The 24,403-nt window shown below is 47.2% G+C and carries 14 protein-coding genes; 2 read left to right on the forward strand and 12 right to left on the reverse strand.

All coding sequences use genetic code 11. The features are described 5' to 3' along the window. Positions 1 to 21 precede the first annotated feature (21 nt). The 5 genes from VC28_RS12165 to VC28_RS12185 form a co-directional block, all read right to left on the reverse strand. Positions 22 to 1,866 (reverse strand): glycoside hydrolase family 13 protein, encoded by a 1,845-nt coding sequence (locus VC28_RS12165; protein WP_049630885.1) that lies wholly within the window; start codon positions 1,864 to 1,866, stop codon positions 22 to 24. 154 nt (positions 1,867 to 2,020) lie between these two features. Continuing rightward, entirely contained in the window at positions 2,021 to 4,816 is a 2,796-nt protein-coding gene (locus tag VC28_RS12170; protein ID WP_082191523.1) for a TonB-dependent receptor, read from the reverse strand. 256 nt (positions 4,817 to 5,072) lie between these two features. Next, a complete protein-coding gene (locus VC28_RS12175) occupies positions 5,073 to 6,605 on the reverse strand; it encodes a tryptophan halogenase family protein (RefSeq protein WP_231591738.1) in 1,533 nt (510 codons plus the stop codon). 108 nt (positions 6,606 to 6,713) lie between these two features. Then, positions 6,714 to 9,593, reverse strand: a complete 2,880-nt coding sequence (locus VC28_RS12180) for a TonB-dependent receptor (protein WP_049630886.1) — start codon at positions 9,591 to 9,593, stop codon at positions 6,714 to 6,716. Positions 9,594 to 10,202: 609 nt separating this feature from the next. Then, positions 10,203 to 11,825 carry an alpha-glucosidase gene (locus tag VC28_RS12185; protein WP_049630887.1) on the reverse strand — a complete coding sequence of 541 codons (1,623 nt, stop codon included), beginning with the start codon at positions 11,823 to 11,825 and terminating at the stop codon, positions 10,203 to 10,205. A 480-nt stretch (positions 11,826 to 12,305) separates the two neighbouring features. On the opposite strand from VC28_RS12185, the gene VC28_RS12190 reads away from it, so the two are divergent. Beyond that, positions 12,306 to 14,717, forward strand: a complete 2,412-nt coding sequence (locus VC28_RS12190) for a glucan 1,4-alpha-glucosidase (RefSeq protein WP_049630888.1) — start codon at positions 12,306 to 12,308, stop codon at positions 14,715 to 14,717. Between the two features lie 219 nt (positions 14,718 to 14,936). Next, positions 14,937 to 16,400: an MFS transporter gene (locus VC28_RS12195; RefSeq protein ID WP_049630889.1), complete on the forward strand. Its 1,464-nt coding sequence runs from the start codon at positions 14,937 to 14,939 to the stop codon at positions 16,398 to 16,400. Between the two features lie 78 nt (positions 16,401 to 16,478). On the opposite strand, the gene VC28_RS12200 is transcribed toward VC28_RS12195, so the two are convergent. The 7 genes from VC28_RS12200 to VC28_RS12230 form a co-directional block, all read right to left on the reverse strand. Further along, a complete protein-coding gene (locus tag VC28_RS12200) occupies positions 16,479 to 17,321 on the reverse strand; it encodes a hypothetical protein (protein WP_049630890.1) in 843 nt (280 codons plus the stop codon). Positions 17,322 to 17,363: 42 nt separating this feature from the next. After that, a complete protein-coding gene (locus VC28_RS12205) occupies positions 17,364 to 18,404 on the reverse strand; it encodes a LacI family DNA-binding transcriptional regulator (RefSeq protein ID WP_049630891.1) in 1,041 nt (346 codons plus the stop codon). Positions 18,405 to 18,515: 111 nt separating this feature from the next. Beyond that, the gene (locus VC28_RS12210) at positions 18,516 to 19,706 is read right to left on the reverse strand and encodes an ABC transporter permease (protein WP_049630892.1); all 1,191 of its coding nucleotides are present in this window, start codon (positions 19,704 to 19,706) and stop codon (positions 18,516 to 18,518) included. 2 nt (positions 19,707 to 19,708) lie between these two features. Further along, the gene (locus VC28_RS12215; RefSeq protein ID WP_049630893.1) at positions 19,709 to 20,866 is read right to left on the reverse strand and encodes an ABC transporter permease; all 1,158 of its coding nucleotides are present in this window, start codon (positions 20,864 to 20,866) and stop codon (positions 19,709 to 19,711) included. 2 nt (positions 20,867 to 20,868) lie between these two features. Next, positions 20,869 to 21,615 (reverse strand): ABC transporter ATP-binding protein, encoded by a 747-nt coding sequence (locus tag VC28_RS12220; protein WP_049630894.1) that lies wholly within the window; start codon positions 21,613 to 21,615, stop codon positions 20,869 to 20,871. Between the two features lie 291 nt (positions 21,616 to 21,906). Further along, entirely contained in the window at positions 21,907 to 23,130 is a 1,224-nt protein-coding gene (locus VC28_RS12225) for an efflux RND transporter periplasmic adaptor subunit (protein WP_049630895.1), read from the reverse strand. Positions 23,131 to 23,363: 233 nt separating this feature from the next. Then, positions 23,364 to 24,368: a type 2 periplasmic-binding domain-containing protein gene (locus tag VC28_RS12230; protein ID WP_082191524.1), complete on the reverse strand. Its 1,005-nt coding sequence runs from the start codon at positions 24,366 to 24,368 to the stop codon at positions 23,364 to 23,366. Positions 24,369 to 24,403: the final 35 nt, after the last annotated feature.

Consider the following 24,403-nt stretch of genomic DNA (forward strand, 5'->3'; position numbering starts at 1 on the left):
TCCGATTCACAATCAACTGCATTATTGTAGTTCCAGAACCAGCGAGGTTTTGGCCGGCAAAACTAATGAATCGCTGACCGCTATTTTTTTATTAGCCAGTACATCGCGCATGGTTTTCTTTCCGTTCAGAAATTCTTTATAGGCAGCCAAAGAATGCGTGGTGTCTTGCTTGTTTTTATTTAACAACACCATGACGGCTTTATTATTCAAGTAGCGAACATACACATACACACCATTTTCCGGTGCGTAGTGGCGCAAATGCCCGCGATGAATCACCTCGGATTTTTTACGCCAGGTAAGCAAGGTTTTCATAAACTGCTGCGCTTCTTTTTCTTTACTGGTCAGCCCTTTTCCAGTGAACGCATTTTTACTATCACCTTTCCAACCACCGGGCATATCGGCGCGCACTGCGCCGTCGTCACGCTCTTTAGGGCTGGTCAGCAACACTTCCGAACCGTAATAAAATTGCGGAATACCGCGCATGGTTGCGCTGTAAATCATTGCAGTTTTGAATAAATCCACGTCTTCATTTAACACTGAATAAATACGCGAGGTGTCATGATTTTCCGGGAAGACCACTAAATTAAATGGATCAGCGTATACAAAATCATTTGCCAGCATTTCATACAGGCGGACAAGTCCTTTATCCCAACTCTCTTCTTCTACCAACACATGGCGCAAGGTTTCGTGGATAGGGAAATCCATAACGCTTGGCATATGCGATACATGTCCGCTTTTGTTTTCTTTGCCTCGCTGCCAATGTGCAACTACCGCCGGATTTGTACTCCACTCTTCACCCACAATATTAAACTGGGGGTATTCATCCATAATCGCTTTTGCCCAGCGCGATAAAAATTTTTCATCGGCGTAGCCGTAAGTATCCTCACGCACACCGCTCAGGCCTGCGTATTCAATCCACCACAAACTATTCTGGATTAAATAATTTGCCATTTGCGGATTGCGCTGGTTTAAATCCGGCATGGAATTAACGAACCAGCCATTCACAAACAGTTCTTTATCACGCGGGTCTGCATAAGGGTCTTGCACTGTGGTGCGGCGATGGTTAGTGAATTCGGGCGCACCTTGAAAATTAAGCCAATCGCTCGCGGGTAAATCTTTCATCCACCAATGCTCTGAACCTATGTGGTTAAGCACTATATCCTGAATAACACCTATGCCTTTTTGTTTTGCTTTTTGCACAAAGCGTTTGAAATCCTCATTAGTGCCGTAGCGCGCATCAATCAAATACAAATTGGTCGCGGCGTAACCGTGATAGGAATATTTCGGCTGGTTATTTTCAGTGAGCGGATTTGGCCAGATTTGGGTAAAGCCCATGCTGGCGATGTAATCCAGATGTTGCGTCATGCCTGCAATATCACCGCCGTGACGGCCGCCTTTATAATCGCGATTGGGCTGTTCGGTTAACCCCGGCATTGCATCGTTCGCCGGATTGCCGTTGGCAAAACGGTCGGGCGTGATTAAATAAATGGCATCTTTTGCAGAAAAACCCTGACGCTGTGCAGACTGTTTTTCGCGTGCAAGCAGCGCATATTCAAAACGACTTTGTGTTTCGCCATTGAGTTGGAATTCGATAGGAAATTTTCCGGGCTTGGTGTTAGCCGCAATATCGATAGTGACAAATACATAATTGGGGTTATCGGTTTTTACTACCGAAAGAATTTTTACACCGGGATAATCAATATGCGGCTGTGTTGCACTGATGTTATCGCCATGCACCATGAGCTCAACTTGATGGTACTTCATACCCACCCACCAGTTAGCAGGCTCCAGGTGGTGAATAGTATGTGACTGGGCGAATGCCGTCAGGGAGCAAAGTAATAGCAGCAAGGGAAGTAACCGCATCATTGTTATTCTCCTATTCATTTTTTTAATTTTTTTCAGTTGGCTCGCACTCATCAAACAAACCATTATTTAAAAATGAGTGAGGGCAGATAAAAAATCACCCACATGGCAAGCCATGCGGGTGATTGATTTGCTCAAGGTCGTACTGGCACTGCCATTACATCTTGTAGTTAACACCAAAGAAGTATTGACGGCCGAAGTACTGGATAGAACCGGTTTGCGCTTCAGTACCAAAGTAGGTTTTTGAAGGCTCATCAGTCAGGTTGTTCACCTGGAATACCAACTCAACGCCATTGTCGAATTCGTAAGACGCTTGATAGTCCACTACTGATTCATCGGCGTAGAACACTTCTTGCGTTTCAACGGCAACCTGGTTGGCCACAAATGCTTCGCGATAGCGATAGTTCAAACGCGTTGAGAAACCTTCGTAGTCATAGAACAGAGTTGCGCTCAAGTTGCTTGGTGACAAACCTGGCATACCGATATCTTTCTCTTCACCGCCCAGATTATTGATACGCTCAACGTCACTTTCAGTGTAGGAATAGCTGCTGCTCACACCCAAGCCAGACCAAATACCTGGCAAGAAATCGAAGGTTTGGGTGTAACCCAATTCAATACCCTGAATGTAGCCACCTTTGGTGTTGTTGTAGGCAGTTTGATATTCACCACCTGGCTTCAATGGATTACCAGTGTTGGGGTTGATATCCGGTACGTTGAAACCGAGTTCTTTGAAATCAACACCGCGCAGGGTAATGTTTTCAATGAACGATTCGATATCTTTGCGGAACAATGCAATAACGATTGCACCTTCGGTATCCGCAAAATAATGCTCGTACGACAGGTCATATTGATCAGCGTAGAAAGGATCAAGCAATGGGCTGGTATTGCCCCAGGCATTGAATCTGTCTTCACCGTCGATCCAGGAACCTGCACCGGATTTCAATTGGCTCACCGGTGGACGCGACATTACTTTTGCAGCAGCAAAACGAATGTTGTCCTGCTCTGTAATTTGGAAATTCAGGTTCAACGATGGCAAGTAATCGGTGTATTTCTGGCCGAGAGTGTTAGGCACGTAATCATTGCTAACAACACCGCGCTCATCGGCGATAGCTTCACCAGCGCCTGCACCAATTTGCAAATAACCGGTACTGGATTGATCAGATTCAACCACACGTACACCCAGGTTACCGGTCACAGGTGTTGAGCCCATTTCAGTTGCAAAATTCGCCATGACATAACCGGCAAGTACGTCTTCAGTCACAGTACCGGATTGGATCATGGTCCAGTTGTTGGCCCAGTTTGCAACAGGGTTCCAATCGCGGCCGCGAGCTTCTTCAACTGCAGCAACAGCTTCGTCAAAATCAATCGCAAGGAAGTTAGGCATGCCTTTGAGGTCGCCGCCGAATTTGACCACTTTTACCATGTCGTCAGTCAATTCAATCGGGAATTCAGAAGGATGGTTACCAAACTCTGAACCATAACCTTCCTGGCCGCGCTTACCGGTGTATTCACGTGAAGAGTTGCGAATGCCCGCTTCAACAGAAGTTACAAAACCGGATTCAAATTCGTACTTCACATCTACTTTTTGCGCATTGATTTCGTTGTGGGTAATGAACGGCCACTGACCCACTTCAGTTAACGCAATACGGTTCAAATCGGTGTAGTTTTGGTTAGCAGTAAAATCAGCTGGGCTCAAACCATTGTTTTTGTAGGTAATGGTTTCTGGTGAACGCACCGGATTAACAACACTGGTATCGTTGTACAACAGTGCACGGGTACCACCGTTTTGGAAATCGCCATCGGACTCAGAGAAAGACACGTCGGCATTAACGGTCCATTGATCCAATTTCCATTCAGCATTCAAACCATAGGATAAAACTTCCGCTTCGCGTGAGTCGTTATCGTTAACGGTAAATACCGCAAAGTTGGTTGTGCCATCACCAGATACGGTGCCGCCAATCATGCTGTTGTCAGAAATGATCGGGTTGGTAATGCTGTTGGCAGAGCCGAGTGTTTTTACACGGAAACCGCGCGCAAATGCTTCAGAATCTGCTTTGGTATTAAATACATCGCCTTTCAGAGTGAAGGTATCGCTCGGTGCCCATACGAAAGTACCGAGGTAACTATCGCGCTGCTCTTCACCGCCGCGCTGTTGCATTTCCATACCTTCGCTGATGAATTCATCACCGGCATCGCCATCGATATTGCCACGGCCATTGTATTGCAGACCAATATATTGGTTGGCAACACTTGGCGCGCTCAGCTTGGCGTAACCAAATGCAAGGCCAAGGGTATCGTCAGCAAATTTACCTTGGTAAGACGCATTGAAACGGTGGCCCAAATCAATTGCATCTTCTACTTCTGAAGTGCGGCTATTGGAGCTACCGCGGATTCCCATATTGAACGAGTGATCCTGGGTATTATTCAGTGGGTTAACGGTAGTCAGTTCGATACTGCCCGCAACACCACCTTCGATAAGCGATGCTTTTGGTGATTTGTAAACCGCCGCTTGTGAAATCAATTCAGACGGATATACATCAAATTCAATTTTACGGCCGGCAATAGGGCCGGTACTGGTACTGACTTGTTCGCGACCATTCATGGTGGCGAAAACAAAATCACCGCTCATACCGCGAATGTTCAATTCACTGGCTTGACCACCGGTGCGCACAGAGGTGACACCAGGCAAACGCGACAGCGAGTCAGCGATAGAAACATCGGGCAAACCGCCGATATCATCAGCAGAAATTGCTTCAATAACAGTATCGGAATTACGTTTTGCATCAATTGCATTCAAAACGCTTTGACGGAAACCGGTAACAACAACTTCTTCAACTTCTTTCTCTGCCGCAGCAGATTGGGCTTGAGTTTGAGCATAAACAGTAGACGAGCCCGCTACCATAGCCATGGTAGTGGCCAGTGCGAACATGTGGTTAAACGATGGCTTTTTCATGATTTTATCTCTCCGCGGAGGTATAGCTTTTATTGTTAACATATTGCGTGAACGACGCTCCTTCTTACGCAATACGGGGAAATATGCGCAACACAGAATGGTTCTGTCGTTGAAATGATGGTAGGCCTTTGGTATCGACTCTCACAATAGAATGCATACGTATTCAAAAGACCGCATACGTATGCAATCACAAAAATAACGGAACCAATACCAAAGTGGTTTTGCGGAGCTACGCCTGGGCTGTATGTTTTTCCGTTCAGGCGGCTTTTACAGCAGCCTTTTCCAGCAGTGAAAGCTGCTCCATGTGCGGCCTGAAATTCAGCGCGCAACCACGGATATACGCATGCACTTTTTCCACATCGTATTGGTGTGCCAACTCATTACCGGGTTTTAATTGCGCCTGTGTTGGATAAATCCCTTTTCCTGCCAGCAGGCAGCTCCAGGAGACGTTCGGGAAGTAGGCATCCAGCTTTTGCCGTTCCAATTCATCAGTGATATTTTTGCCTTGTATCCAGCTGGTCAAAATCGCGCGCAGGGAGTTGGAAATTTTTTCATTGCGCCCGTTTTCAATCCAATAATCAGTATCGGTACGCGATGAAATACGGTAATGACACACAATGTAATCGCGCACCGCATCAAAGCGCGCATTAATGCGGTTATTAAAATCCTGGCGAAATTGGTCGGTATAGTTGCCGTTGTTATAAGCCTCAATAAAACGCGCAACAGTTTCTTGCACCATATCCAACGCCGTCGCTTCCAGTGGCTCAATAAAACCCTGCGCCAAGCCCACCGCCAAACAGTTTTTATGCCACTGTTCGGATACGCGCCCAACTTTAAATTTCAAATGGCGCGCTTCTATATCCGCATCCAGTAAACCCAAATGCGCACGGAATTCTGTTTCGGCTTTATCTTTATCGCAAAAACGCGCGCTATACACATAACCATTGCCATTGCGGTGAGTGAGCGGAATTTTCCACGCCCAACCGTATTTCATTGCGGTCGCAATGGTTTGTACATCAATGTTATCTTGCTGCGGCGTTGGAAATACCACAGCGGAATCATTAAACAAACTTTCTGCACAGCTGATAAACGGCACCTGCAATGCTTTTTGCAATAGCTCACTGTTAAAGCCAGTGCTATCTACATAAATATCGGCGCTAAGTTCTTGCCCATCGCGCATCTTGAGTGAGCGGATGCTGCCATCATCTGCCAATATCACTTCTTGCAATGTAGCCTGTATGTATTTCACGCCTTTACGCGCGGCAACTCGCGCTAAAAATTTGCCGAGCAAGGCAGAGTCAAAGTGATAGCCGTAATTAATTTCAAACGGAAAATTAGGCGGCGCAATCGGCGCTAGTTTTTGCCGCGCCAATTCGGTTGCCAAAAAGAAATGATTGGGGTGCCCTTCAAGATCAACACCGTTACGGCGCAAATGACTGTTATGAAAAAAAGCAGGCGCGCTGAATTGGTCAGGCTGGGATAAAAACGGATGAAAGTATTCCGTGAAACCGGGTTTGATGGACCAGTCTTTAAAGGTGATGCCGGTTTTGTAAGTGGCTTTGCACTCTGCCATCCACTCGCTTTCTTCAACGCCGATCACATCCATAAAACTTTTTAGCGGCGGTGTTGAGCCTTCACCAACACCGATGATGCCGATGTCCGGTGACTCTACCAACGTAATCTCAAAACCTTTGTCTTGCCAATGGGTCGCCATTAAATTTGCCGTTATCCAACCAGCGGTACCGCCACCCAAAATCAATACGCGCTTGCCATTCATCACAACACCCATAACCACACCTTTTTCATCGCTGCTTTTTTTATAAAAAAACCGCCCGTCAAGTCGGCTCGACGGGCGGTTCTATTTGCCGCTGGAAATTCCCAGTGTTATTTCAGGCGATTAGAACTTGTAGTTCACACCAACATAGAACTGACGACCAAAGGTTTTGTATTCGCCCAAACGACCTTCTTGACCGTAAGACAATACAACCGGCTCATCGGTTACGTTAGTGATTTCAAACACTACATCCACACCATTATCGAACGCGTAGGAAGCTTGGTAATCCACTGTGGTATAGGGCTGACCAAGTACCGGTGTAGAGCTGCCAGGTACAGGCATATTCAACACATACTCATCGCGATAACGCACGTTGAGGTTGGTGCTGAATTGGCCGATATCCCAGAAGCCGGTCAAAGACCACACGTTTTCTGACAGGCCTGGCAGAGACAGTTTGTCCTGGAACAGTGAACCACCGGTAATTTCCATTTCACTCTGAGTGAAAGAATAGCTCGCGGTAGCGCCCAAGCCACCAAAAATACCGGGCAATGAATCAAAGGTGTAAGTACCGGCCAATTCCAGACCACGGATGTAACCGCCCTTCTCATTGTTCACTGCAGTTTGGTAAGTACCTGCCACCATACCGGCTGGAATTTCCAAACCATTCGCCTGGAAGATTGGCAATGTGTCTTCGGTAACAATCACATTACCGCTGCCATCCAATACCGGATTGCCATTGCTGTCGCGCTGGATAGCCGGATTGTAAGAAATATTTTCTACCAGACTTTCAATATCTTTCCAGAAACCGGCAACAGTCACTGCACCGCCATTATCAAAATAATGTTCGTAAGAAATATCAAATTGATTAGCGCGGAATGGGTCAAGATAAGGAGAACCTTTGGTCCATACGTTGTACTGGTTGCCACCGCGATCACCGCCGTTCCAGGAACCCGCACCGCCTTTTAATTGGCCTGCTGGTGGACGACCCATCACTTTCGCTGCCGCAACACGCAATACATCGTTATCGCTCAATTCAAAGTTCAGGTTCAAGCTTGGCAGCGTATCGCTAAACTCAGGGCCATATTCAACGTATTTGTAGTTGGTTTGGGTAACGCCCACATCATCGGTAATGGGTTCGCCGTTACCTGCACCAACATTTTGTACGCCTTTGGATTTCACATCGGATTTCACATAGCGCACACCGATATTACCGGTCACCGGAATGCTGCCCAATTCAGTTTCCAAATTGGCCATTAAATAAAATGCATCGGTTTGTTCTTCAAGCGCACCAGATTCAACAAATGTCCAATCGCGGCTGAATACTTGTTTGCCTTGGTAATTACCTGGGCCAAACAATTCATCAGCCAAACCTTGCATGTTCACCACAAAGTGATCAGGTGCACCATCGACTGAACCTACCGACACAAAGCCATCAATTTCTTGTGGAGTACAGGCAATAAATGGATCGGTGATGTTATCGGCGCAATAGGACTGCCAGTTACCGCTGCCATCTACATAACTGAATTGACCATCGCGTGCGCCGTACAGGAAAGTACCGCGTTGTGAATCAAATACACGCTCGGATACACGCACACCTGCCTCAAACGATTTGATCAGCGGCATTTCCACTTCTTGTTTCAAATCCGCTTTAAAGCTTTCCACTTCATCGGTGTACACGTGTGGATATTCTTCATAGCGAGACAAACGCATATTGCTGCTGGTCAGCAGGTTGGGATCGTTAAACGAAATGGTTGGGGTTTTCTCGCCATTTTCCACGATGGAAATAGTTTGGCCCGCAAGCTCTTCCCAAGTTGGTGCAGTAACGGTTGTGCCGTTCAGGTTGCCGGTCGCTGTACCGAATTGATACGCGTGCATAGAAACCAAACGGTCTTTACGGGTTTTATCACCTTTACTGTCGGTGTAATCCAATGTGAGCGTGGTGGTGTCGGTCAGTTGGAATTCCAAATTCAAACCGATGCTTTCAGAATCTGCATTGGTGGATTGGTCTTCGGTACGCGCTTCAATCCACGGAGAAGAATCGCCGGTGGTTTTGGGATCGCCAATGCTGATAACACCATTAGTGACCGATGCGTTTGACAGACCACCAACGGTTACACCGTGACGTTTGTCTTCTGATTCAAATTCGGATTTGAAGTAATCCAATTGCGCTTTGAATACATCGTTTGGTTGGAACACAGCGGTCAGCATATAGGCATCGCGCTGGTCGTCACCGTAACCGGTTTGGAATTGGTAAGCGCGGGCAAAATCAGAATTGGCAGAAGCGTAACCAATTTGGCCATCGGCCGCTGCGCGTGAACCGTCAAAATTGTTGGGCTGGGTCAGGCTGGAATAACCCAGTGCAACGCCCAAAGTGCTATCGAGGAATTTACCTTGATAGGACATGCTGTAACGCTCGCCATCGGCATCGCCAGTAGCATCGTCGTTGTGCGACAAACGTACGCCCGCGTTAAAGTTGTGATCTTTTGCTGCTTGCAGCGGGTTAACAGTTTTTAATTCAACCACCGCAGCAACACCACCTTCGATGTGCGATGCTTTTGGTGTTTTATAAACTGCTGCCTGGCTGATTAATTCAGCCGGGTATTGGTCGAATGACATCCAGCGCAAACTTTCAGTGTATGAACTGGTAGTCGCTTGTTCGCGGCCATTCAATGTGGTTTGAATAAAGTCGCCATTCATACCGCGAATATTTAATTGCGATGATTGGCCTGAATCGCGCACGGTGGTTACACCGGGAATGCGGCCCAGTGCATCGGCAATCGATACCTGTGGCAATGAACCTACGGCAGACGCATCAACTACGTCGGCAACGACGTCAGACTGACGTTTGGTATCGATAGAGTTCAACACCGTTGCGCGATAACCAGTAACGGTGACTTCTTCTACTTCAGAAGCAGCCTGTTGGGAATAAACGGTTTGTGAGCCCGCCACCATAGCCATGGTGGTAGCCAGAGCAAGCATGTGGTTGAACGATGGTTTTCTCATGATTTTTGTCTCTCCGCGGAGGTATAGCTTTTATTGTTAACATAATGCGTTAACGACGTTTCCTTCTGCGCAATAAGAAGAAACCTGCGCAATACAGAATGGTTTTGTCGTTGAAACGATAGTAGGCCTTAGCCCTTATCCCTCACAACCGAATGCATACGTATTCAAAAGACCGCATACGTATGCAATCACACAGATAACGCAACACTGGTTACCGGAAAACCTTCTGCTGTAGCCCTACTCCTCAAGGTGCAATAGGGTGTTTCACTTAAATCTAGTTGAAGACTAGCTGATTAATTATTTCAATCCAGCAATTTAAAAACCAAAAGTAAATAAAGAAAAAACTTACGATAATAATTAGCGATATAGAAAAGAATAAAGCGACAACAGAATGGGAGGTGCACAAGGAGTCATAAAACGAGATAAAAAATAGACATAAAAAAAGAGGGCATTAAGCCCTCTTGCAAGCGAGACCAATAACAAAGGGAAAAGCAACTAACGAGAAAAAACTTAACGGAAAAACAATTGCTCACATTAACTACAGAAAACACGAGCAACAAAAAACAGCATCGAATAATGGCAACACAACACTGTGTGCTACCACAAAAATTACATCACACGCGCAATAACCGTTCCGTATGCAGGCACAGAAATGGTACCCAGATTGCCAGTTACCGAGCCAAAACCATGACCGGTAATTTCATCCAGCTGATAATTCGTGCCAAGTGAAACAACCTGTTCAACATCCGAGAAACTAAACGCACACAACAGCGCATCATTGCCATGACGGCGAATAAACACCAAATAGTCCTGCGCATCTGCTACAAATTCAATATCACCCAAACGCAATGCAGGCTGCTGTTTGCGCCAGTGCATAAAGGTGCGATACGCATTGAGTATGGAAGCGGAATCATCTTCCTGCAAACTCACCGCTTTTGACTTATGATCTGCCGAGACGGGCAACCAGGTGTTGGTTTGCGAAAAGCCTGCGCGCTCATGGGTGTGATCCCATGGCATGGGCGTACGGCAACCGTCGCGGCCTTTAAAGCGCGGCCAAAACGTAATGCCGTAAGGGTCTTGCAATTCATGCTGCTGAATTTCTGCCTCAGTCAACCCCAACTCTTCGCCTTGATAAGCGCAGACACTACCGCGCAGCGAGAGCAACATCGCATTCAATGTTTTGGCTAATTGCGGCGACTGTTTTTTACCGCCCCAGCGCGACATCACACGTACAACGTCGTGGTTGCCGATGGACCAGCATGGCCAGCCTTCCAGCAAATTCTTTTCCAGCGTTTCTACCGTTTCGCGGATATAAGAGCCTGACAGCTGATCGACCAGCAACTCAAAACTGTACGCCATGTGCAAACGCGAATTACCTGCGGTGTATTCCGCCATGGTTTTCAATGAATCTTCCGAGGCAATTTCACCCAAGGTTACAGTGCCGGGGTAGCGATCCATTAATGTGCGTAACGATTCCAAAAACTGCAGGTTTTCCGGACGATCGCAATCAAACACATGACGCTGGAACGCATAAGGGTTATCTTCGCGGAAGCCGCGCCCTCTGCGCTCTTCAATCGGCTTGGCGGGATTGTCCCGCAGCAATTTATCGTGATAGCAAAAAATAATTGCATCCAAGCGCAAACCATCAACACCGCGCTTTAACCAGAACTCAACCTCTTCCAGAATTTGTGCGCGCACAGCATCGCAGTGATAATTCAGATCCGGCTGGGATTTTAAAAAGTTGTGCAAATAATATTGGCAGCGACGCGGCTCCCATTCCCATGCCGAGCCACCAAAAATAGCCAGCCAATTATTCGGGGGGGTGCCATCGGGTTTGGGGTCAGCCCATACATACCAATCGGCCTTGGGGTTATCGCGCGATTCACGGCTCTCGGCAAACCAGGCGTGCTGGTCAGAAGTATGGCTAAGCACCTGGTCGATAATAATTTTGATGCCGCGCGCATGGGCTTTGGCAATCAACTCATCAAAATCGGCAAGGGTGCCAAAAATAGGATCGATATCGCGATAGTCACTGATGTCGTAACCGAAATCTTTCATCGGCGATTTAAAAAATGGCGACACCCAAATGGCATCCACGCCGAGGCTCGCGATGTAATCGAGCTTGCTGATAATACCGGGAATATCACCTATGCCGTCGTTGTTGGCGTCCATCAAACTGCGTGGGTATACCTGATACACCACCGCACCACGCCACCAGGGAGTTGTTGTCATTTGCGTGAATCTCTTGTTATTTCTTTTCTTCAGACATCATTTATTGCTTGGACCGCCCAAGGCCAATAGTCTGAATTGCGTATGCCAAACATACGCGAGCCGTTTTTTTTCGCCAAGTGACTACATACGTATGCAAGTCGGCAAGTGGCAGTTTGCGCCTGAAAAATTCATAGAATACGTATTCATAACCCGCGAAAAATTTCATACAACCCAAAAAAAGCGGGCTACTCTCAAATGCATACGTATGCAGCTTGAATACGTATGCACGCCCTTGAGTTGATTCTAGCCAACGCCTATGGTGTCGAAATAGTCATTTCTGCTATGACAGGCAAGGCTTATAGCCGGGCGAACATAACAATGCAGTAAATGCTTCAATTCGAATAAACACCGGATTTTTAATTGGTACTTCCATTTACACACCGATCTACATATCGATCGACAAGAATCATCCAACAAGAGCAATTTAAAGAGAGTGTTGTCATGAATAATATGAAAAAAAATCTTCTCGCTGTATTTATTGGAAGCAGCCTGTTGTTGTCCGGCTGCTCAGACAAACCAGCATCCACTGACAACACCAGCACAGTGGCCGTTGCACCAGGCGCGCCGGGAAAAAGTGCGGTATGGGCCTATGCGGGCAAAACCGGAATAGGTACCTCCTACGAGGCATACACTAACGGCGGCTATAGCGACACAGGTGCAAGCGGCACCATTTCCAAAGTCTGGTTCTCTATTGCGCAGGGCGTACTTACTGAAACCATGTTTGGTTTGATTCACGAAGCGCAATTACAAGAGCTGCAATTTTTTATCAAAGGCAGTGACTTTTTGGATGAAGAAAAGAAAGACACTGTTTCCAGCACACACTATCTCACCACCGATGCGCAAGGCCGCCCGCAATCGCTCGCATACAAAATTGTGAATAAAGATAAAGACGGAAAATACGAAATTGAAAAACATTTTTTCACCGATCCTGATTCACAAACATTGATGATGCGCGTCATCGTGCGCGCACAAAATGACGATGTCACCGCTTACCTCTACGCTAACCCGGCGGTTGCCAACACCGGCAGTAACGACAGTGCAATCTATTCCAATGGTGCATGGACAACTACCGACGGTAACACCAGCATGTCACTCAAAACCAATGCACAAGTCGCACAAAGCACTGTCGGTTTTGAAGGTGTATCCGATGGACTTGATGATCTAAAAAATAACGGCGCACTCAGCAAACTCTATACCTCCACCGGCGATACCAAAGGCAATGTGGCCTTCACGCTGGAATTACCTGCCGTGAAAAAAGGTGAAACCGCGCAGTGGGATTTTGTATTGGGCTTCGGTAAAAATGAAACGGAGAGTATCGCCGCTGTAGAAAAAACCTTAACAACGGGTTACGACAAAGTGCTCGCCCATTACAACGGCGATGGCGATGCAATTGGCTGGCAAGATTTTTTACAAAAATTACCCGCACTGGAAACCTTATCGGCCACCGCTACTGACGGCGGGAAATTGCTTTACACCAGCGCCATGGTATTAAAAGCACAGGAAGATAAAACCCACGCAGGCGCATTCATCGCATCGCTCTCCAACCCTTGGGGCGACACCAAACCGGCAGAGCAATCAGCCACCGGTTATAAAGCGGTATGGCCGCGCGATTTTTATCAAGTTGCAATGGCCATGCTGGCACTGGGTGATACTGAATCACCGCGCATCGCGTTTGAATATTTGCAGCAAGTACAAGCGAGCGACAAGATTGCAGGCTACACCGGAACACCCGGTTGGTTCTTGCAAAAAACCCACGTTGATGGCGAACCTGAATGGGTAGGCGTGCAGCTTGACCAAACCGGTATGCCATTAATGCTCGGCTGGCGTTTGTGGAAAGAAGGTATTCTTAGCGATGCAGAGATTGCTGACTGGTACAAAAAAATGCTCAAGCCCGCGGCCGATTTTTTAGTGGATGGCGGCGCGGTAAAAATTATGTGGAACGACACTACCATCAAACCACCTTACACACAGCAAGAGCGCTGGGAAGAGCAGCAGGGTTATTCACCATCAACTACCGCAGCTGTTATCGCAGGATTGGTGTCTGCTTCTGACATAGCAGCACAAGCAGGTGATACCGAAAGCGCTACAAAATATGCGGCAGCCGCCGATAAATATGCGAGCGAATTGGAAGCGCGGACTTACACTACATCCGGCTCACTCACCGGTGACTTGGGCAACGGCAATTATTATTTGCGCATCAACGCCAACGACGATCCTAATGACAAAGGCGCACTTGACACACGCAATGCGCAAGTGATCAGCGATGAATCGCAAGTGATTGACGGTGGCTTTTTAGAATTGGTGCGTTACGGTGTACGCGCCGCAAATGACAAGCACATCCTTGAAACCATTCCGGAGTACGACAACCAACAACTGCCTGATTTGCTGCGTCTTAAATACGAATTCACCTTCCCGGGTGTTGAAGGCAAATTCCCCGGATGGCGTCGCTATGGTATTGATGGCTATGGCGAAGATTTGCAAACCGGTTTTGGTTATGTGGAAGCCAACAACTCCAGCGAGGGGCGCGGAAGGGTATGGCCGTTCTTTACCGGTGAGCGCGGCCACTATGAATTGCAATTGGCCAAAACCAATAACAGCATCGATATGGAAAAATTGCGCAATACTTATGTAAAAGCGATGGAGCTGTTTGCCAACGAGGGCATGATGCTGCCCGAACAAGTGTGGGATGGCGTTGGCAACAATGATGCCTATAACTACGCATTGGGTGAAGGCACCAACGGCGCGACACCACTGGCATGGACACACGCGGAATACGTGAAATTATTGCGCAGCTACAGCGATGGAAAAGTGTGGGACAGAAACGCAAGCACTGAAGCGCGCTATGTGAAGTAATCGGCCTCGCTCTTTGGCAAGTGCTATACATCAAGCATCCCGTTTTCAATTATTTTGAAAACGGGTTTTGCGTTTAAACACAGCGAGCATTTCGTCCACAATCAACAACACCAAAAGATCAATAAAACAAAAAGATTCACTGAAGCAAATGATGAATTAAAAAAATCACGATAAGAAAATAAACCTTACCGATAACAACGCTAACAAAGGCGCTACACGATGAAACAACCCACACTCCCCTTCTGGCAAGTCTGGAATGTCAGTTTTGGTTTTTTAGGGGTACAACTCGGATTTGCATTGCAAAATGCCAACGTCAGCCGTGTGCTGTCGGATTTAGGCGCAGACCTGCATTCACTTTCACTCTTCTGGCTCGCTGCGCCCATTATGGGTTTGTTAGTGCAGCCAATTGTCGGTGCCGCATCTGACCGCACCTGGAACCGCGTCGGCCGCCGCCGCCCTTACATCCTTGGCGGTGCGATTGCCGCTGCTATCGGCATGTTGCTGATGCCCAACGCATCGCTATTCGTCGCATTTATGGCACCTATGTTATTTGGTGGAATGATGCTGGCGTTAATGGACGGTGCATTTAATGTGACCATGCAGCCGTTCCGCGCACTGGTTGCCGATATGGTGCCCGATGAACAACGCACACTCGGCTACTCCATCCAGGCGCTGCTGATTAATATCGGCGCTGTAATCGGCTCTATATTGCCGTTTGTGCTCACCAATCTGATCGGGCTGGAGAATACAGCACCTAAAGGTGAAGTCGCTCCTACGGTGACCTGGGCGTTTTATATCGGTGCCAGTGCATTATTCCTCACCGTACTCTGGACAGTCATTCGCACCAAAGAATATGCCCCCGCTGATTACAATCGCTACAAAGGGTTAACGGCTGCAGCACCGGCAGAAAAAAAATCTATTGCGCAACGCTTGGGAAATTTCTGGCAATTATTTATCAATATGCCCAAGACCATGCGCCAGCTCGCCGTGGTGCAATTTTTTTCCTGGTTCTCGCTGTTCATTATGTGGGTTTACACCACACCAGCCATCACCCAACATATTTGGGGCATAGAAGCCAAATGGTTTGATGCCGATTATTTGCATTCACTCGATACCATCCCGCCGGAAATTGCCGCCGCAAAAGGCGCAGCAGGCGACTGGGTGGGGATTATTTTCGCCGCCTATTCGCTCTTTGCCGCACTCTTTTCGATTGTACTGACACGCATCGCCAATCGTTTTGGCCGCAAGCTCACCTACTCGCTCTCACTACTCGCGGGTGGTTTGGGTTACATGAGTTTTATTCTGTTTCAAAACCCGGAAGTGGTGCATGTGAATTTGTGGCTGACGCAAGTAGATGTACCCAAAGGCGCGCTGGAATTATTAATCCCGATGATCGGTATCGGCATTGCCTGGGCTGCAATTCTCGCTATGCCTTACGCGATTCTTGCAGGCTCACTACCGGCGGATAAAACCGGCGTTTACATGGGCATTTTCAACTTCACGATCGCCGCCCCGCAAATTGTCTCTGGCTTGATTGCAGGGCAAATTTTGAAATACGTTTTCCACAACGAAGCCATTTATATTTTGGTGCTCGCTGGCGTGTGCATGATACTCGGCGCAATCTCTGTATATTTCGTAAAAGACGCTGAAACAAAAACCGAGTTGACCCCGCAGGGGCATTGATATTTTGAAGTTCAAAAAAAGGTCTGCCAATTTTTATTGACAGACCTTTTTACAGCATTAATAAACAACCGTACTCTGTCAAATCGATATAGGGCATTGAATTATTGCTTTTCCATTTTCAGCAGTTTTTACATAATCTATTGTCATTACATTAAAGATAATTTCATATTCATCCAGCCTATCCTTCCAGTATTTCTGCAACGCAACAGAGGGAAGTAACTCATTCATTTCTTCAAGAGTTGCATTGAACACGTAATTCAATTTAGATAGTTTTATTATGTGCCCAATGACACCAGCAGATAATTTTTTATATTCCAAACTCAATTGAAAATTGAGTTTATCTCTATTTTCAGGACTTTCCGTAGCGAGAAAAATTGCTAAATTTGCAATTGAGTTTCGCCCTGGGTTTCTTCTACTAACCGAGCTTTCAACCAAACCATTTATAGCCACCCAAAACTCATCTGAGAATTCAATAGCATTCAGATACAATGATTTTTCAAACTCCTCAATCTGCCTGTCCGCAGCCGATTCCAATAGTTTTAATTTATGTTCTTTATCTGCAAATACATTCTGATTAGCAAGCAAACTATTCGACGCTATTAATTCTCGCCTAGTTAAATTCAGCTCCTTTCTAGTTTCCATTAATGTTTGTCGCTGAATGGTTATCGTCCACATAACCAATCCCAATGTGCATATTCCAACCAAGGGATTTACCAACCCACCAATAAAATCACCAAATTGCCCAAACTGTTCAGGCCCACCCCAATTATTATTTTCAACTAGTGGCGAGGTTAAATAAAAATACATCATTACAATTAGAACAATCGTTATTAATATAAAAATCACTGAAAAATCAAACACCAACGATCTAGGCTTTTCTTCATCACCAGAGTCAATATCCAAATCGCTTTTATCCGACATAAAAAGCTCCAATCTAGTGCTATACACTTCCCCAATAAAAAACTACTTCTTAACCGGCTTAGCCCCACACGAGCCACGCACAATTAATTTTGCGGGCAGCAGCATGGATTCCGGGCGTTCGCCTTCGACGAGCATTAGCAAATTTTCTACTAATAATTCACCGGCGAGTAAGGTGTCTTGTTGAACAGTGGAGAGGGGTGGATGAGTGTAGGATGCCATGGGAATATCGTCGAAGCCCATGACTGCAACGTCATTGGGAATGTGCATTCCTGCCTCTTCCAAGGCTTTCATTGCACCGATTGCAATTAAATCGCTCGCGCCAAAAATGGCATCAAAGGGCAACCGGCGCTGCAATAAACTGAGCGTTGCTTTGTAACCTTCTTCTTCTGAAGTTTCTGCGGCAACTTGCAGTTTTGGATTTATTTCAATTCCCGCTTCTTGCAGTGCTTTGCAAAAGCCGTGATAGCGGTCTGCAAACTCTGGACTGTGCTCGGAAACATCGCCAAGGAAGGCGATATTTTTCCGTCCGAGCGATAACAGATGTTTTGCAGCGTGATAAGCACTGTTGAAATTATCGCAACCGATGGACACACCTGGCTGACCTTCAAGCACTGGCCCCCAAGTAATAAAATGCGCGCCGACTTCAGTGAGGTAGGTGAGTTTTTTTACGAAGCTTTCGTAATCGCCATAACCTAAAAAGATAATGCCGTCAGCACGGTTAGCGTCTTCATAATCGGCATGCCAGTCTTCGCTGAATTGCTGGAATGAAATCAATAAATCAAATCCGCGTTTTGCCGTTGCGCGGGTAATACTGCCTAGCATGGAGAGAAAAAACGGATTGATTAATGAATTGCCTGTGCCATGGTCTTCGCACAATAACAGCGCAATGGTTTTGGTTTGTTGTGAGCGTAAGCTGCTCGCGTTTTTGTCTACTTTGTAATTGAGCTCGCGCGCAATTTGTTGGACCTTGAGGCGTGTCTCTTCATTGACCAACGGGCTATTGCGCAGTGCCCTTGAGACAGTGGATTGGGACACGCCTGCGCGGTAGGCAATGTCAAAGGATGTGGGTTTATCGTCTTTCACGTTCTATCCCCTCGCTGTACTTGTATTTTTTTGTAATTGTTGTGATGGGGGCGATACTACATCAACCCCCATTTCAGGTACAGCCTAGCTCAAAAAGGCCAGATCAACCCGTTACACCTCGCGTAACGCCGTTGCTACTGGCAAACGCGCCGCACGGATTGCGGGGAAAAAACCGCCGATAAAACCAATAATGGAGGCAAATATAACGCCTTGCACCAACAGATCCGGTGTTACCGCAAAATCAAATACCACTTGGCTAAAGCTCGCGAAATTCAAGGTGGATACGGTGTAGCCGTTGAATACCAGATACACCACCACCGAGCCAATAATTCCACCAATGATCGCCAGGACCAGCGACTCCACCAGCGTTGATATTGCAACAGGCATTGCGCTAAAGCCCAATGCGCGCAAGGTGGCAATTTCACGGGTGCGGTTGGATACCGAGGTGTACATAGTATTTACCGCACCAAAAATGGCTCCGAGCGCCATCAAAATAGCGAGCGGGTAACCCACCATTTTAATAAACTTACTCAGTGGCTCAGATTGTTCAGCGAGATAAGCTGATTCACGTTTTACGTCCAGATTAAATTTTGGATCAGCCGCTACAGCCTCTTTTACTGTGGAAAAACTATTTTCATCATCCAGCTTTACGCGCACAATTTGATAGCTGTTGCCACGGCGATAAGCGTTTTGCAAAATTTTGGCATCGCACCATAACTCTGATTCCGCCAATCCACCACCTGACTCAAACACCCCCACCACTGTCCATTCCGTTTGACCAAACTTCACCACTGAACCAACGTTCAAATTCGCAAATTGTTTTTGCGCACCGCGCCCTACAATCAATTCATTTTTGCCCGGCTCAAAATTTCGGCCTTCGATAATGTTGAACGATTTGCGCACCTCAAATGCCATAGCTTCAACACCGCGCAAGGGCGCATTGGCATTCGCCTCTTTGTTGCGCATGGGAATATCGACGATCACAAATAATTCCGGTGAACTAACCGGTTTACCATCGCGTTTTGCAATGCCTGGCAAATTGGCAATTTGTTGTGTTTGCTCATAGCCCATACCGCTGCTCATTTCAGATGTGGCACCGGCACGCATCATAATCAATACATCATCGGCTCCTGCACTGACCATGGTGCGCTGGAAGCCACTCGCCATGGAAAGCACACCAATAAACACGCCCACCACACAGGCCACACCAAACACCGCGACAGATGATGTGCCCACACGCTGCGGCAAATTGCGCAAGTTCATAAACGTAATCACAAAAATTTGAGTAATTGCATTAAACATAATTAACGCCTCCGCAATGCTGCAACAATATTGAGCCGCAAACCTTGCAGCGCAGGAATAATGCCAGTGAGCAAACCAAACGCAAACATGAGCGCAATACCGAATAACATCATGCTATTGGATAAATTTAATCCCGGCAGTGTTGCTGCCATGGATTCAGCCGCACCACTGATAAAAAATTTCGCAAGCAACAATCCGGCGAGGCCACCGATAAGTGAGATCACAATTGCTTCAGCCAGTACCAGCAACATCACCGCCACATCGGAAAAACCCAGGGTTTTTAGAATCGCCAATTCCGGAATTCGCTCGCGAAATGACTGCGCCATGGTATTGCCAGCGACCAACAACATGGTAAAAAACACCGCACCTAAAATTAAGGTAGTGATCAACCCTATATCACCAAATTGTTTGGCAAACGATTTGGCAAATTCTTTTTCGCTGCTGGTTTTTGTCTCGGCCGGCGAATTGGCAAACATAGCATCGATGGCAGCGGCGACTTGTGCCGATTGTTTGGGATCTTTCACACGAATAATTAACCAACCCAAAGTGCCTTTGCCATACTGGCGCGCCTCATCAAAATAATCGTAATGCATCAGCATTGCGCTGGTATCGGCGCTTTTGTTTTTTGCTTCATAAATACCTTCAATGACAAATTCCCAAGTGGTGTTGCCATCTTCTTTTGGAAACATGCCTTTTAACGGAATGCGGTCGCCAATTTTCCATTTAAACCGCTCAACCAGAGCTTTGCCAATCACCACCCCGATACGATTTTTCTTCCACGCCTGCATTTGTTCATCGGGCAGCGCGATCATTTCTTTATAAATTTCAAAATAATCTTCTGCGACAATTGGAAACTGGGGGAATTGATTTTTAGGGTCTTGATAATACCCACCAAACCAATTCGCCGAGGTTGCGCGGTCAACGCCTTCCAACGATTGTATTTTGGCAAGATAAGATTCGGGTATAGGCTGGATCAAACTGACTTTATTAATACTCACCAGCCGGTCTTCGCCAGCGATTTCTGCACCCTGATCAAAGGCTGCGGCCAAACTGCGCAGCAAACCAAATAATAAAAATGCAATCATGATGGAGAGCAAAGTCAAAATGGTGCGAACTTTTTTACGCCCCAAATTGCTCAATAAAAATTGCAGATAGTACATAATTAATGCCCTCCTGCCCCTTGGCTTGTGGACGCACTGCTATTAGTGACCAGCGACCCTTTATCCATGTGCCAGGTGTGGCGCGCATGATCTGCCGCGCGCGGGTCGTGCGTCACCATGATGATGGTTTTTTGTTGTTGCTGATTGAGTGTTTGCAATAGCGAGAGAATTTCATCGGCAGTGGCGCGATCCAAATCACCGGTTGGTTCGTCGCACAACAACAAATCCGGATCACTCACCAGCGCGCGAGCAATCGCTACACGCTGCTCCTGCCCACCGGACAATTCACTGGGATAATGTTTGGCGCGATTGGACAACCCCACCAATTCCAATGCAGCTGCCACATGATGCTTGCGCTGTTTGCTGGACAAATTGGTCAGCAGTAATGGCAGCTCTACATTTTTTTCAGCGGTGAGCACCGGCATTAGATTATAAAATTGGAAAATAAACCCGACATGGCGCGCGCGCCATTTGGTGAGCTGGGAGGATGACATTTTATCAAGACGCTGCCCGCCAATAATTAATTCACCGGCGGTCGGCTTATCCAAACCACCGAGCAAATTGAGCAAGGTTGTTTTACCTGAGCCCGAAGGCCCCATAAGCGCAAGAAAATCACCGCGATGAATATCCAAATTAAGGCCCGCAAGCACACTCACTTGCTCCTTGCCTTTTTTATAACTCTTTCCGATTCCTTTTAATTGAACCAGCAATTCATCTGCTGCGGGCGAAGTGGAAGCGAGCGCAGTCATAGACCCTCCAAAATGTGAGACTAGCGTTAACGGACAAAATAGACATGTAAAAAATCAGGACAACAAAAGTACAATGACAACGAAAAAGCACTCATCGTCACTCCCGCGTGCGGGAGTCCAGCTTTTGATTTTAAAACCTATAGACCCCGATTCACGGGAATAACACGCTTAGGCAACCAACAATAAACTGTCTGGTATTGCAAAAAAGTGAGGCGTTATTTCAATATTTATTTTTATTTTCTTCGCCTCGCCACCATTTGATGGCGAGGTTTTCTATGACACTGCTGTGATTTATTGCAGCTCAACCCGTGAGCCGTCTTTTAATTCCGGAGTCACTTCCACGACAAAATCTTCGCCCGCGCGCAAGCCACTGCCAATATAAATATCAGTTCCGTAGCTGGCGTTGAGCGTTACTTTGCGCAACTCGGCAACACCGTCTTTCACGACGAAAATAAATTTGTCCTCACCTTCCGAGCGCACTGCCGTAATCGGTACGCGCACACCCAGTGGCTCTTTTGGTTTTTCTTCCACTACCGGCTCTGCATTCATAAAGGCTACTTTCACCCCCATATCCGGAAGAATGCGCGGATCAGATACCTGAAAACCAATGCGCACTTTGACAGTGGCTTTTTGACGATCAGCGGCCGGAATAATGGCGATGACTTTTGCCGGAATTTTCCATTCGGGATAAGCCTCCAACACCGCTTGCACAAATTGGTCTACGCGCACACGCTGGATGTAGGATTCGTTTACGTCCACTTCAATTTCGAGCGACGACATATCCACCAATGTGCAAATACCGGTACGGGTAAAACCACCGCCCGCCGACATTGGGGAAATCATTTCACCTGGCTGCGAATCTTTACTGATCACCACACCGGTGAAAGGCGCGCGCAGGGTTAGGTCTTCCAGATTTTGTTGCTGCAATGCCAAACGCTTTTCGCTGACATCCACATCGGCATTGCGCGCTGCCAATTGCGCACGCAGCGATTCAAAATCAGCGCGCGCTTTATCCAAGGTCGCCGCACTCACCAATTGCGTGCGCGCCAATTCGGTATTGCGCTCCAGCGTTAATTTGGCTTCGGTCAAACGCGCTTGGGTTTCTATCACCAATGTTTTGGCAGAGCGCAATTCAGCCTTGCTTAGCTCCACTGCCTTCACAGTGTTGGAATCATCCAGACGCGCCACTACCTGATCTTTTTCGACTTGTTGCCCTTCTTCGATAAAAATTTCCGCCACACGTCCGGTAACTTTGGAGGAGACAGTCGATATACGGCGAGCGACCACATAACCGGTTGCATCCAATACGGTTGCTGAAGAAGAATCCGGCACCGCCATGCGCGCCATTTCAATTTTGACCGGCACAGGTGCAGGGTCACTCAAAAGACTGAATGCCACCACTGCAATGCCCACTGCAGCCGCGATGCCCATCCACAAACGTACCTTACGGCTTTCATCGGGTTGCTGTTCGCGGTTAATGCGTAATTGCGATAAAAGTTCGTCTTGATTTGTCACAGTATGCTCTGCCCATTGCTATTAGAAGTTGTTGTTAGATTGTCAGAAGAAAAACCTGAACATGCTGAGGCGCATTATTATTCAGTCTGGCAGCAGAACCTAGCGGTGTTTTCATCTTCCGGACATTTCCCTGGCAACACTGTTGTTATGTGTGCAGGATAGCGGGAGCGGCATTGGCCACTACAGTAGCCAATGTCATCCGATGCCGGTGACATTTATCACCGGCGAAAAAATTATAACGCGGGTTTGAAATCGGCCATTTCAGCCGGAAGGATAGGATTTTTCAGGCTAATCATGGTGCGCGCAGGCAGGTTGACGGATTTTAAGTCTGCCGCAAAATAGCGGTTAAAAATCGCATCCAACTCGCCATTGCTGCTGATCGTTTGCAAGCCCGCCGTCACTCGCTCGGCGAGTGCTTTATTGTCAGGATTTACATAAAACACCAACGGGAAGGGGTAATACACCAGTAGCGATGAATCCACCATCAGCTTGCCCGATTTAGCCGCACGCTCGTTGAATACGCCAGTGACTTCATTTGCACCGAAGGTGACGTAATCAAATTCATTATTTTCAAGGCGCGTGAATAAATCATCAAAGCTGCCTTTCTCTTCTACCTTGTAGCCGTTTTGGCGAAACAGTTCGGCATCAGCCCAGGTCGATGGAATGCCCATGCGCAATTGTTGCAGTTGCTGCGCGGTGTTGATCGCGGCAAATTTTGCTTTATCGGACGAGCGGATAATCAAAATGCGATAACCCAACAGCCCTTTCATTAACGGCAAGGGAATCAGTATTTTCTTCTCATTCGCCAATTTGGTATTGCCCGCGACAGTGCCAAAAATATCGAACCCTTTTTCGCGGAAAACGCTGGCCTCATCGGCCGCGAGCGGGTAATCAGTGAGATCTTCTTTGAGTGCCCATGCACCCCATTTTTTTTCAGTGGCGGTGAGTGCGGCCTCTAATACCTCGCGCTCATAGGTTTGGCGCGATTGGGTTTTGTTGCCGTTCCACAATTTAACGTGAGCCACTTTATTCTGGGCTGCCGAATTCTGGGCCGCAGCAGATTGGCTGGATGGCGCTTGCTCTGCAAATACCGCACTGCTGCCTCCCAACACCCCCAAAACAACCACAGTATTGATTACAGCCTTGGGCAAAAAGAGTAAACGCTTGAGGGAAGCTGTGCTGAATGAGTCCAGGGCTTTTCTGGACGGCAGAATCGATGAGATAAAAAGAGCCGACATGACATTCTCCGCTATTTATTGTTAGTCCCTGAATG

The sequence above is a fragment of the Cellvibrio sp. pealriver genome, assembly GCF_001183545.1.
Classification (GTDB): Bacteria; Pseudomonadota; Gammaproteobacteria; order Pseudomonadales; family Cellvibrionaceae; genus Cellvibrio.

Excerpts from the sequence above, each read along its gene's own strand:
- VC28_RS12175 (WP_231591738.1), bottom strand. The coding sequence starts at position 6,605 with ATGGGTGTTGTGATGAATGGCAAGCGCGTATTGATTTTGGGTGGCGGT.
- VC28_RS12210 (WP_049630892.1), bottom strand. The coding sequence starts at position 19,706 with ATGTTTAATGCAATTACTCAAATTTTTGTGATTACGTTTATGAACTTG.
- VC28_RS12185 (WP_049630887.1), bottom strand. The coding sequence starts at position 11,825 with ATGACAACAACTCCCTGGTGGCGTGGTGCGGTGGTGTATCAGGTATAC.
- VC28_RS12220 (WP_049630894.1), bottom strand. The coding sequence starts at position 21,615 with ATGACTGCGCTCGCTTCCACTTCGCCCGCAGCAGATGAATTGCTGGTT.
- VC28_RS12215 (WP_049630893.1), bottom strand. The coding sequence starts at position 20,866 with ATGTACTATCTGCAATTTTTATTGAGCAATTTGGGGCGTAAAAAAGTT.
- VC28_RS12195 (WP_049630889.1), top strand. The coding sequence starts at position 14,937 with ATGAAACAACCCACACTCCCCTTCTGGCAAGTCTGGAATGTCAGTTTT.
- VC28_RS12200 (WP_049630890.1), bottom strand. The coding sequence starts at position 17,321 with ATGTCGGATAAAAGCGATTTGGATATTGACTCTGGTGATGAAGAAAAG.
- VC28_RS12190 (WP_049630888.1), top strand. The coding sequence starts at position 12,306 with ATGAATAATATGAAAAAAAATCTTCTCGCTGTATTTATTGGAAGCAGC.
- VC28_RS12230 (WP_082191524.1), bottom strand. The coding sequence starts at position 24,368 with ATGTCGGCTCTTTTTATCTCATCGATTCTGCCGTCCAGAAAAGCCCTG.
- VC28_RS12165 (WP_049630885.1), bottom strand. The coding sequence starts at position 1,866 with ATGATGCGGTTACTTCCCTTGCTGCTATTACTTTGCTCCCTGACGGCA.
- VC28_RS12170 (WP_082191523.1), bottom strand. The coding sequence starts at position 4,816 with ATGAAAAAGCCATCGTTTAACCACATGTTCGCACTGGCCACTACCATG.
- VC28_RS12180 (WP_049630886.1), bottom strand. The coding sequence starts at position 9,593 with ATGAGAAAACCATCGTTCAACCACATGCTTGCTCTGGCTACCACCATG.